Raw genomic sequence first — 11,851 nt, forward strand, 5'->3', positions numbered from 1 at the left:
GCCCCATGGCTTATCAGTTCGACTTCCTGCCGGTGCTGCACAACGCCGACCTGCTGTTGCGCGGCGCCCTGTTCACCCTGGAGCTGACCGCCATCGGCACCTTGCTCGGGGTCAGCCTGGGCATTGTCGGGGCGGTGGTCAGGGCCTGGCAGATCCGCCCCTTCGCGGCGATCTTCGGCGTCTACGTCGAGTTGATCCGCAACACGCCGTTCCTGGTGCAGCTGTTTTTCATTTTCTTCGGCCTGCCATCCCTCGGCCTGCCATCCCTCGGCCTGCAGATCTCCGAGTGGCAGGCGGCCGTACTGGCGATGGTGATCAACCTCGGCGCCTATTCCACGGAGATTATCCGTGCCGGTATCCAGGCGATCCCCCGCGGACAACTGGAAGCCGCGGCGGCGCTGGCCATGACCCGCTTCGAAGCCTTTCGCCATGTGGTCCTGCTGCCGGCGCTGGGCAAGGTCTGGCCGGCCCTGAGCAGCCAGATCATCATCGTCATGCTCGGCTCGGCGGTCTGCTCGCAGATCGCCACCGAGGAACTGAGCTTCGCCGCCAACTTCATCCAGTCCCGCAACTTCCGCGCCTTCGAAACCTACACCCTGACCACCCTGATCTACCTGGTCATGGCATTGCTGATCCGCCAGTTGCTGAACTGGCTGGGACGCCGCTACATCGCGAGGAACCGCTGATGGATTTCACCTTCTGGGACATCCTCAACAATCTGCTGGCAGGCCTGCAATGGACCGTCGCCCTGTCACTGACGGCCTTTGTCGGCGGCGGACTGATCGGGCTGCTGGTGATGGTCCTGCGCATCAGCGACAACGGCTTTGCCCGGGGTTTCGCCCGGGCCTATATCGAGCTGTTCCAGGGCACCCCGCTGCTGATGCAACTGTTCATGGTGTTTTTCGGCGTGGCCTTGCTCGGGGTGGACATCTCGCCCTGGCTGGCGGCGGCCATCGCCCTGACGCTGTTCACCAGCGCCTACCTGGCGGAGATCTGGCGCGGCTGCGTCGAGTCGATTCCGGGCGGCCAGTGGGAGGCCTCGGCGAGCCTGGCGCTCACCCCGTATGAACAACTGCGCCATGTGATCCTGCCGCAGGCGTTGCGCATTGCCGTGGCGCCGACCGTGGGGTTTTCGGTGCAGGTGATCAAGGGCACCGCCGTGACCTCGATCATCGGCTTCACCGAACTGACCAAGACCGGCGGCATGCTCGCCAACGCCACCTTCGAACCCTTCACGATCTATGGCCTGGTAGCCCTCGGATATTTCGCCCTGTGCTACCCCCTGTCCCTCAGTGCGCGCTACCTGGAAAGGAGACTGCATGCCGCTTCTTAGAGTTTCTGCCCTGCATAAGTATTACGGCGATCACCACGTGCTCAAAGGCATCGACCTCAGCGTCGAGGAAGGCCAGGTGGTGGCGATCATCGGTCGCAGCGGCTCGGGCAAAAGCACCCTGCTGCGCACCCTCAACGGCCTGGAGTCGATCAACGACGGGGTGATCGAGGTCGACGGTCACTACCTGGACGCCGCCCGCGCCGATTTGCGCAGCCTGCGGCAAACGGTCGGCATGGTGTTCCAGCAGTTCAACCTGTTCCCGCACCTGAGCGTCGGCGAAAACGTCATGCTCGCCCCCCAGGTGGTGCAGAAAATGCCCAAGGCCAAGGCCGCCGAGTTGGCGCGGCAGATGCTCGAACGGGTCGGCCTGGGGGAAAAGTTCGACGCCTTCCCGGATCGTCTCTCCGGCGGCCAGCAGCAGCGCGTGGCGATTGCCCGGGCCCTGGCGATGTCGCCCAAGGTCTTGCTGTGCGACGAGATCACCTCGGCCCTGGACCCGGAACTGGTCAATGAAGTGCTCAGCGTGGTCCGCCAGTTGGCGAAGGAGGGCATGACCCTGATCATGGTCACCCACGAAATGCGCTTCGCTCGGGAAGTCGGCGACAAGCTGGTGTTCATGCACCAGGGCAAGGTGCATGAAGTGGGCGATCCCAAGGAGCTGTTCGCCCGTCCGCAAACGCCGGAGCTGGCGAATTTTATCGGCAGCGTGGAACAGCCGGCCTGAGTGGTTATTCGCCCGGCAGCAGTTCGAAACGTCCGCGACCTTCGACCGATGTCTCGTCGCGTACCCGGGTCGCGCTGACCGGCAGGTGCGTGTCGATCTCCACCTGCGCCGAGAAAAACCGCCCCTTGGCCGGCAGGTCCCGGGCCAGCACCACCAGGCTCTGGCCCGGCGCCATCAGGTGGCTGGCAGAGGCCTCGGCCGGACGCTGCGCCGAGGCCAGACTCACCGGCTTGCCGTCGAGCCGGGCATTGCTCAGGCCGACCGTGAAACGCCCCTGGCGATCAAAACGAAAGGCCTGTGGCCCCGCCGCCGGCCCATCGAACCGCAACACCATCGAGGTCGGCCAGGGACAGGCAATATTCAGGCTCAGCCGCCGGGTCCCGAGGAACAGGTCAGGCTGGCCGGGCGCCATTGCCAAAGCTCCCGGGCGCAGTGCACCCAGTTCGATCTGCGACTGGCTCAGCGACAGCGTGCAGTCATTGGCCCCGGCGGGGGCTGAAAACAGGACAAGCGCGACGCAACAACGCCGTAAAACCACGCGGACACGAGAGTTCATAGAGGTCTTCCATAGGGTTGACTTGCCCGGCAAACCGCCGTGGCCGTTTCATAAAGCCGATCGCTGTCCGCGGATTCGGGTATTTCGACCGGCAGCGTGCAGGCCGTGTGATCCGCCCGCCTGATCGTGAGCCGCTGGCCGGCCTCGACATCGCTCAGAAAAATCATGCCGCCGCCGACCACCGTGGTCAGGAAGGCCTTGTCTTCACTGAACACCGAGGCGCCCTGGGGCAACGGCTCGGCGTTTTCATCAGTGACCTTGAGCAGCAGCCGTCGAACCTTCACCACCGCGAAATCCACCCGATTGAATGAGCCGCGCCCGGCTTCAAGGCTTTTTGTTCCGTTGCGCAGGTCGATCCGCCGTGGCAACGAGCGGGTGTCGACTTCCAACTGGCTGCTGCGGTAGGCCGGCAGACCGGCGACCACCGCCTGGCCGCTGAAGTCGGTCCAGACCGGCCCCTGGGGCGTGGTGATCCGGGCGCCGGAAAGATCGCCCACCGAGACCACGCCAAAGGTCTCCTGGATCGCGTAGGGCGAGAACGTCAGGCCGCCCTCGTGCAGCGCAAGGCCTCCGGACAAATTTCCGCTGTAGCTACTGCTGGAGTCGCTGCGTGTCACCCCCAGGCCGACCTGGGTGTAACGCGGCATCAGGTTCAGGTTGCCCCGGGTGATCTGCCGGTCGCCCTTGAGGTCCTGTTCCAGCCCCAGGTCATAACTGAGGGTATCGTTGACCCGCTCGCGGTAGTCGCCGCCGATATCGAGGCGCTCGCCACGGCGATTGAGGTAGCTGCTGATGCGCCGGTCGCCGCCCAGCGGGACACTGACCCCCAACCGCAGCCCCAGGCCCGAGTCGACGGCATGCCGGCCACTGCCCGAACCGACGTCGGAATCCACGCTGAGGCTCAGGCTGGCGTAGCGGTAGCTCTTGCTCCACGTGCCGTGCAGACGCCGGGACAAGCTCCCGTCGAACATCACACTGCGCGAGTAACCGAGGCTGAAACCACCTAGTTGCGGGGCCGACCAGCCCAGCGCGGCGGTGTACTGGTGCTTGAAGCGTGAGCCGGGATCGTCCGCCAGCCCCACCTCGCCGATTTGCAGCAGATCGCGATAGCCGGCACTGCGCAGGGTGGCACTGAGGTCCAGGTCGACACCCGCCCCCAACGGACTGTTCAACGACAGGCTGTTCTGGCTCCCCGCCAGCGAACGCCGGGTGTCATGGGACAGGCTGTTGCGCAGGCCGACACCGACCTGCTGCCAGAGGCGGCTGTCGAGCGCCCAGCCGCTGGCACGGTAGTCATCGCTGCCCAGCAGCCCGGCGCTGAATGACGTGGCCTCGCCCAGTCCCCAGGTGCCGCTGCCGGTGGCGAGCAAGGGCGGCTCTTCGCCGCGACCGGTGGCGCCGCGCAGTCGCCCCAGGGACAGGTAGTAACCGGGCTGGACCGCCGTGGCGCCCGGAAAGGATGCGGCCGGCACGACAAAGCGGCGCTCGCCGCCGGATTGGCCGATCACCCTGACCTCCAGGTCACTGGTGCCATTGAGCAACGGCAAGCCGCCCAGGCTGAACGGGCCTTGCGGCACCAGGCTGGTATGGATCAAAGCCCCGGACTGGCGAACCTCGACCCGCGACGCGTCGAAGGCCACCCCCTCGACCAGGACACCGCGCCCGGCCTGGCCTCGTTGCGCGCCATCAGGCATGAATTGCACACCGGAAAGCCGGACCCCGGCAAACACCGGTCCGGCACTGTTGATCTGGCCGGCCTGGAAGGTCGTCTGCCACGGTCGGAAGTCCCGCTGCGCATAGGCATACAGATGCTCGGTCTGCTCTTGCCCGTCATTGGAGACGTGCAACTGACGGCTACGGACAATCCAGTCGCCGGCATTGAACCCGGCCTCGGTGGTCGCCGAGAAGAAACGCCCGCCGCCCTGGCGCGAGCGCGTATCGAAACCCAGCACCTCGTAGTTGAGCAGTCCGGCCGTGCCGCCACGGGCGTAGACCCCGCTGTCGAGCTCCGGTCCGCGCAGGGCCTGGGTCGGCACCAGCAGGACAACCTCCTCGCTGTTGGGTCGCAGGATGACCTGGGTCTGCGGGTACTCACGCACAAAGGCATGACAGGCGTCCTCATCGGCATCCGCGCCAACGTCGGGCCTCTTCAAGCCGGCCTTGTCCAGCAACCCGGAGGTGAAACACAACTCGCCGTCCCGGTCGAAACGCAACTCCGCCAGCCCCAGGCGCTTGCCGTTGAGTTCCAGCGTCACCCGCTGCGCTCCTTCACGAAAGCGCGGCGCCGAGCGGAAATAGTCGGCCACCTGTGGATCGAGACCGCGCTCGGAAAGCACCGACAGGTCAAACTCCGCGTCAGCCGCATCGTCCTTTTTCTCGGCAGCGACCGGCTCGCCCAGTCCCAGCAAGACCGCGACGCCCAGCCCGCTCACCAGGCCCCGGCGCGGCGCCAGTACCTTCGCCAGCCTCGAGACAGGGGCAGGCTTGCCTAGGGATCCCACGTCACAGCGCCTCGAGCAGAATGGGCGCTTCGTGACGGGCCACGGCAAAACCATAGACAGTCGCCGGCTGCAGCGTGACCGAGGTGGCCGTGGGCTGAGTCGTGTCTATTTCCACCGCCAGCGTCTCCCCCGGAAGGACATAATCGCGACTCAGCATCACGCTGACCTTGTGCGGATTGAGTTCCAGTTCCGGCGACAGGCGCACCACATAGGGACTGTCATTGCGCACCACCAGCCGGGACTTCTCCAGGTGCCAGGTCAGTTCCTTCCAGGGCGCCGGATGCCGGGCCAGTCCCTTGGGATGCAGGATCAGTGGCAGGTTCTGGCGCAGAGTGACGCCGACGGTAGCGCCGGGCCCGGTTTTGCGCTGGGGAATACCTTCGAAGGTGACGCGTTTCAGGCGCTGGGTCTTGAGTGGCTCGCCGTTGGCGCTGAGAAACCGCACCAATTGGGTCTCGCCGGCGTCGACCCGGGTCACGGGGGGCGTGATCACCACCAGCGACTCAAGATCCTCGGGAATCGATTCGACAGCCGAATGCAGCAAGGCCGGACCGCTGTCGGTGTTCTTGATCTGGATACTGGCTTCCCCCTCCTCTTCATAGAGAATCACCACCGTGGTTTCCGGCTGCATGCCATCGGCACGGGCGGCGCTCCAGAACACGCCCAGGAAAAAGAACAGCACACCGATAGACAATGAACTGAACATCGGCATAAGAGGCACAACTTTCAAGTAATACGCTCCTTGCGAATCTATTTTTATTATTCAACACACATAGAAAGAGAGTGCCAGCACAGAGTCCTGTGCCGGCAGCCTAGTTACTGACATCAACGAAAGTTAGAGATAACGCAGTTCCAGCGTAGCCAAGCCATCCAGATACAGTTCCTGGGTGACATCCAGCTCGGAGGTCTTATTGATCACCGGCTGAACTTCCAGGGTACCGCTGACCCGCTGTACCGACGCCGGATGAGTAGCGAAGAAGCCGCTCCAGGACATGATGTTCTGATACTGGCCCAAGGCACCGTTGCCACGGCTCCAGTTCAAACCGTTATTGGTCGAGACAATGGTGTTGACCAGCGGGAAATCCGCCACGGAATCCTTCACGCTCAGGGCATAGCCGCCGACCCGTTGACCGACCGCCGTGGTCCCCAGGCCGTAGTTGTAGGCATCGTTATAGCCCGGGCCAAGAGCCGCCTGCAGGATGCCCGGGACCTTGCTGCTGGAGCGGTTGTCGAGCGTCTTCACCCCCACCCGGGTGCCGCCGTCGCAATTGACCGTAAAAGGCACGCCCCTGGGCTGCAGGCGCGTATAGGCATTGGCGCTCAGTTCAGCGGCACGGATTTTCCCGAAATCGACCACGCCACCATTGTGCAGACTCAGTGTGCAACTGGCCGGGACGATGGTCCCCTTCACCAACAAGTCCGCCGCGTTGGCATTGACCCCCAGTACAGCCAACAGAGCACCGAGCGTCCATCCAGATACCAACTTCATTTTCCTACTCCCTATTATCAAGTGTAAGCAGATGCTTGTTATTCAGAACTGCGGAATTCAATCCAGGTTCACACCCGAAAAAGAGTCAGCGCTTAGGCCTCCCGTCCGCAGTCCGATAAATAATTAACACCCCGGCATAATCGCCGGCCGCTAGTTTCCACGCTGGCACCTGACAAGAAAACCGGAAGAGGCCACGCTCCGGGTGCGACGCAGAGACAAACACTGCAAACTTTAATAAACATCACTGTCGTCACAATTCATGACGCAGGTCATCAATATGAAATATTTATGTAGGAAAATTGAAGCAATGATTGTCCACCCCCCTCGCTGCAAGCCCCAGGCCTGATGCTCACAGGCGTCCTACATTGGCGTCAGGGCCTGATCGTGGCACGATGGCGAGGTTATCGACCGAGATCCTTCAACCATGCCGCATTCCCAAGCCAAGAATCTGTCCCTGATCGCCGCCATCGACCTGGGCTCCAACAGCTTCCATATGGTCGTGGCCAAGGCCCAGAACGGAGAGATCCGGATCCTGGAGCGCCTCGGCGAGAAGGTTCAGCTGGCGGCCGGTATCGACGAGGACCGTCAGCTCACCGAAGAATCCATGCAGCGCGGGCTCGACTGCCTGAAGCGCTTTGCCCAGTTGATCAACGGCATGCCCCTGGGCGCCGTGCGCATCGTCGGTACCAACGCCCTGCGCGAAGCCCGCAACCGCGGCGAATTCATCCGCCGCGCCGAGGAAATCCTCGGTCACCCGGTGGAAGTCATTTCCGGCCGTGAAGAGGCCCGCCTGATTTACCTCGGTGTGTCCCACACCCTCGCCGACACCCCGGGCAAGCGCCTGGTGGCCGATATCGGCGGCGGCAGTACCGAATTCATCATCGGCCAGCGCTTCGAGCCGCTGCTGCGCGAAAGCCTGCAAATGGGTTGCGTCAGCTACACCCAGCGCTATTTCCGCGACGGCAAGATCACCCCGGCCCGCTACGCCCAGGCCTACACGGCGGCGCGCCTGGAAATCATGAGCATCGAGCACGCCCTGCACCGCCTGACCTGGGATGAGGCCATCGGCTCTTCCGGGACCATCCGCGCCATCGGCCTGGCCCTCAAGGCCGGCGGCCAGGGCAGCGGCGAAGTGAATGCCGAAGGGCTGGCCTGGCTCAAGCGCAAGCTGTTCAAGCTCGGCGATGCCGAGAAAATCGATTTCGAAGGGATCAAGCCCGACCGCCGGGCGATCTTCCCGGCCGGCCTGTCGATTCTCGAAGCGATCTTCGACGCCCTCGACCTGCAACGCATGGATCACTGCGACGGCGCCCTGCGCGAAGGCGTGCTCTACGACCTGCTGGGTCGCCATCACCACGAAGACGTGCGCGAACGCACCCTCAGCTCGCTGATGGAGCGTTACCACGTCGACCTGGAACAGGCGGCACGGGTCGAGCGCAAGGCGCTGCATGCCTTCGATCAAGTGAAGGATGCCTGGGAACTGACTGACGGGGTCTGGCGCGAACTGCTGGGCTGGGCCGCCAAGGTCCATGAAGTGGGCCTGGACATCGCCCACTACCAGTACCACAAGCACGGCGCCTACCTGATCGAGCACTCGGACCTGGCCGGCTTCTCCCGGGAAGACCAGCAAATGCTCGCCCTGCTGGTGCGCGGACACCGACGCAATATTCCCAAGGACAAGTTTGCCGAGTTCGGCGATGAAGGCATCAAGCTGATTCGCCTGTGCGTGCTGCTGCGCTTCGCGATCCTGTTCCATCACATCCGTGGCACCCAGGAAATGCCGCAGGTCACCTTGCGTGCCGACGGCGATAGCCTGGATGTGGTGTTTCCCAAGGACTGGCTGGAGCAGAACCAGCTGACTCAGGCCGACTTCGCGCTGGAAGCGGAGTGGCTGACCCGAGTCAACATTACCCTCAACGTACGCTGAGGAGCGGGTTGCTCAGGCGATCGAGCAAGGTCGCCTGGGCGCTACGGGCGTTCTGGTTGCCGGTCGGCGTGTTGCGGATATACCGACCGTCCGGCTGCAGGCTCCAGCTGTGGGTGTTATCGGTGAGATAACTTTCCAGCTCTTTCTTGACCCGCAGGATCAACTTCTTGCCCTCGACCGGGAAGCAGGTCTCGACACGCTTGTCGAGGTTGCGCTCCATCCAGTCGGCGCTGGAGAGGAACATCTGCTCCTCGCCGCCGTTGAGGAAGTAGAAGACCCGGGTGTGTTCGAGGAAGCGACCGATGATCGAGCGCACCTGGATGTTGTGCGAGACCCCGGCGATGCCCGGACGCAGGCAGCACATGCCGCGCACCACCAGATCGATACGCACGCCGCACTGGCTGGCCTTGTACAACGCGCGGATGATCTTCGGATCGGTCAGCGAGTTGAACTTGGCGATGATGTGCGCCGGCTTGCCCTCGACGGCGAACTGGGTTTCCCGGGCAATCATGTCGAGCATGCCCTTCTTCAGGGTGAACGGCGCGTGCAGCAACTTCTTCATGCGCAACGTCTTGCCCATGCCGATCAACTGGCTGAACAGTTTGCCGACGTCTTCGCACAGGGCGTCGTCGGAGGTCAGCAAGCTGTAGTCGGTATACAGGCGGGCATTGCCGGCGTGGTAGTTACCGGTGCCCAGGTGCGCGTAGCGGACGATCTCGCCGGCCTCGCGACGCAGGATCAGCATCATCTTGGCGTGGGTCTTGAAACCGACTACGCCGTAGATCACCACCGCACCGGCCGCTTGCAGGCGGCTGGCCAGTTGCAGGTTGGACTCTTCATCGAAACGCGCCCGCAGCTCGATCACCGCGGTGACTTCCTTGCCGTTGCGCGCCGCGTCCACCAGGGCGTCGACGATTTCCGAGTTGGCGCCGCTGCGGTACAGGGTCTGGCGCACGGCCAGGACGTGCGGGTCCTTGGCCGCCTGGCGCAGCAGGTCGACCACCGGGGTGAAGGATTCGAACGGGTGCAGCAGCAGGATGTCCTGCTTGCTGATCACGCTGAAAATATTCTCGCTGTTCTGCAGCAGTTTCGGGATCTGCGGAGTGAACGGCGTGTATTGCAGCTCCGGATGACTGTCCAGGCCAGTGATGCTGAACAGCCGCGTCAGGTTCACCGGACCGTTGACCTGGTACAGCTCGCTCTCGTTCAGGTTGAACTGCTTGAGCAGGTAGTCCGACAGGTGTTTCGGGCAGGTATCGGCCACTTCCAGGCGCACGGCGTCACCGTAGCGGCGGGAGAACAGCTCGCCGCGCAGGGCGCGGGCCAGGTCTTCGACGTCTTCGGAATCCAGCGCCAGGTCGGCGTTGCGGGTCAGGCGGAACTGGTAGCAGCCCTTGACCTTCATGCCCTGGAACAGGTCGTCGGCGTGTGCGTGGATCATCGACGACAGGAATACATAGTTATCGCCAGGCCCACCCACGTCTTCGGGTACCTTGATGATCCTCGGCAGCAGGCGCGGCGCCGGGATGATCGCCAGGCCCGAATCGCGACCGAAGGCGTCGATACCTTCGAGCTCGACGATAAAGTTCAGGCTCTTGTTCACCAGCAACGGGAACGGGTGCGTCGGATCGAGGCCGATCGGGGTGATGATCGGTGCGATCTCGTCACGGAAATAACGACGGACCCAAGTCTTCAGCTTGGTGGTCCAGTAGCGGCGACGAATGAAGCGGACCTGATGTTTTTCCAGCTCCGGCAACAGGATGTCGTTGAGGATCGCGTACTGGCGATCGACATGCCCGTGCACCAGCTCGCTGATCCGCGCCAGGGCCTGGTGCGGCTGCAGGCCGTCGGCGCCGGCCTGTTCGCGGGCGAAGGTGATCTGCTTCTTCAGCCCGGCGACACGGATTTCGAAGAACTCATCCAGGTTGCTGGAGAAGATCAGCAGGAACTTGAGGCGTTCCAGCAGCGGATAGGACTCGTCCAGCGCCTGCTCCAGCACGCGGATGTTGAACTGCAGCTGCGACAGCTCACGGTGGATATACAGGCTGCTGTCATCCAGGCTCGGAATCACCACCGCCGACGGCACCGCCACATGGGGGGCTTCGACCACCACCGGCGCGGGTTCCAGCTCCGGCGGGGTTTCGACGATCGGCTCGACCACCGCTTGAGCGTCTTTTACTTCAACTTCGCTGAGTCCTTCGGTATTCATCGAGTGTTCCTGTGAGGGCTATTTCTGCTCTCGTAGCAGTTGGGCGGCGCGGGCGGCAAAGTAGGTCAGGATGCCATCGGCACCCGCCCGTTTAAAAGCGGTCAGGGATTCAAGAATAACGCCTTCGCCCAGCCAGCCATTCTGGATGGCCGCCATGTGCATGGCGTACTCACCGCTAACCTGATAGACAAAAGTCGGCACCTTGAATTCATCCTTGACCCGAAAAAGGATATCCAGATACGGCATACCCGGCTTGACCATGACCATGTCGGCGCCTTCGGCGAGGTCGGCGGCCACTTCATGCAGGGCTTCGTGGCTGTTGGCCGGGTCCATCTGGTACGACGCCTTGTTCGCCTTGCCCAGGTTCAGGGCCGAGCCGACGGCATCGCGGAAAGGTCCATAGTAGGCGCTGGCGTACTTGGCCGAATAGGCCATGATCCGCACGTTGACGTGATCGGCCAGTTCCAGGGCTTCGCGGATCGCCTGGATGCGTCCGTCCATCATATCGGAAGGCGCCACCACCTGGGCGCCCGCCTCGGCGTGGGACAAGGCCTGCTTGACCAGTGCATCGACGGTAATGTCGTTCTGGACGTAACCGTGCTCGTCGAGGATACCGTCCTGCCCGTGGGTGGTGAACGGGTCCAGGGCGACGTCGGTGATCACCCCCAGTTCCGGGAAGCGGGCACGCAGGGCACGGGTGGCACGCTGGGCGATCCCTTCCGGGTTCCAGGCCTCGCTGGCGTCCAGGGACTTGAGTTCGGGCGGTGTCACCGGGAACAGTGCCAGTGCCGGAATCCCCAGCTCGACCCAGTTCGCCGCTTCTTCGAGCAGCAAGTCGATGGTCAGGCGCTCGACCCCTGGCATCGACGCCACGGCTTCGCGGCGATTCTCACCGTCCAGCACAAACACCGGCAGGATCAAATCATCGACTGTCAGAACATTCTCACGCACCAGGCGGCGAGAAAAATCATCACGGCGATTGCGACGCAGGCGGGTGGCGGGAAACAAGCGATTGGCGGGGGTAAAGCTCACGGCAGACTCCTGAGCCCGCACAGGCGGGCGAGCATGGCAGTTATAAGCGGCCATTATGACGAAGGAATTACAGTTGTGCT

The 11,851-nt window shown here is 63.3% G+C and carries 10 protein-coding genes; 4 read left to right on the forward strand and 6 right to left on the reverse strand.

Annotated features, from left to right (window positions below; genetic code table 11):
• Window positions 1–5: 5 nt before the first annotated feature.
• The 3 genes from M5C56_RS06265 to M5C56_RS06275 are packed head-to-tail and all read left to right on the forward strand — an operon-like array spanning window position 6 to window position 2,057.
• On the forward strand, window positions 6–686 hold the full coding sequence (locus M5C56_RS06265) for an amino acid ABC transporter permease (protein ID WP_103496079.1): 681 nt from the start codon (window positions 6–8) through the stop codon (window positions 684–686).
• A complete protein-coding gene (locus M5C56_RS06270) occupies window positions 683–1,333 on the forward strand; it encodes an amino acid ABC transporter permease (RefSeq protein ID WP_177101013.1) in 651 nt (216 codons plus the stop codon). The genes M5C56_RS06265 and M5C56_RS06270 overlap by 4 nt, the downstream gene beginning before the upstream one ends.
• A complete protein-coding gene (locus M5C56_RS06275; RefSeq protein ID WP_103496077.1) occupies window positions 1,320–2,057 on the forward strand; it encodes an amino acid ABC transporter ATP-binding protein in 738 nt (245 codons plus the stop codon). The genes M5C56_RS06270 and M5C56_RS06275 overlap by 14 nt, the downstream gene beginning before the upstream one ends.
• A 4-nt stretch (window positions 2,058–2,061) precedes the next feature.
• Here M5C56_RS06275 and M5C56_RS06280 read toward each other — a convergent pair whose 3' ends face one another.
• From M5C56_RS06280 to M5C56_RS06295, 4 genes are all read right to left on the reverse strand, one after another.
• Complete coding sequence (locus M5C56_RS06280) at window positions 2,062–2,613, reverse strand: hypothetical protein (protein ID WP_247263067.1); 552 nt, start codon at window positions 2,611–2,613, stop codon at window positions 2,062–2,064.
• On the reverse strand, window positions 2,610–5,114 hold the full coding sequence (locus M5C56_RS06285) for a fimbria/pilus outer membrane usher protein (protein WP_247263068.1): 2,505 nt from the start codon (window positions 5,112–5,114) through the stop codon (window positions 2,610–2,612). Before M5C56_RS06285 ends, M5C56_RS06280 begins: the two co-directional genes overlap by 4 nt.
• Before the next feature lies 1 nt (window position 5,115).
• Window positions 5,116–5,820, reverse strand: coding sequence for a fimbria/pilus chaperone family protein (locus tag M5C56_RS06290; RefSeq protein WP_103496109.1), 705 nt, complete (start codon window positions 5,818–5,820; stop codon window positions 5,116–5,118).
• Window positions 5,821–5,949: 129 nt separating this feature from the next.
• Window positions 5,950–6,603 (reverse strand): DUF1120 domain-containing protein, encoded by a 654-nt coding sequence (locus M5C56_RS06295; RefSeq protein ID WP_103496075.1) that lies wholly within the window; start codon window positions 6,601–6,603, stop codon window positions 5,950–5,952.
• A 424-nt stretch (window positions 6,604–7,027) separates the two neighbouring features.
• Here M5C56_RS06295 and ppx point away from each other — a divergent pair, with 424 nt between their 5' ends.
• Entirely contained in the window at window positions 7,028–8,530 is a 1,503-nt protein-coding gene (gene ppx / locus M5C56_RS06300; protein ID WP_103496074.1) for an exopolyphosphatase, read from the forward strand.
• On the opposite strand, the gene ppk1 is transcribed toward ppx, so the two are convergent.
• A complete protein-coding gene (ppk1, locus tag M5C56_RS06305) occupies window positions 8,517–10,739 on the reverse strand; it encodes a polyphosphate kinase 1 (protein ID WP_103496073.1) in 2,223 nt (740 codons plus the stop codon). The genes ppx and ppk1 overlap by 14 nt on opposite strands.
• Before the next feature lie 18 nt (window positions 10,740–10,757).
• Window positions 10,758–11,771 carry a porphobilinogen synthase gene (gene hemB / locus M5C56_RS06310; RefSeq protein WP_103496072.1) on the reverse strand — a complete coding sequence of 338 codons (1,014 nt, stop codon included), beginning with the start codon at window positions 11,769–11,771 and terminating at the stop codon, window positions 10,758–10,760.
• Window positions 11,772–11,851: the final 80 nt, after the last annotated feature.

It is taken from the genome of Pseudomonas sp. MWU13-2862, from assembly GCF_023242495.1.
GTDB lineage: Bacteria > Pseudomonadota > Gammaproteobacteria > Pseudomonadales > Pseudomonadaceae > Aquipseudomonas > Aquipseudomonas gingeri_D.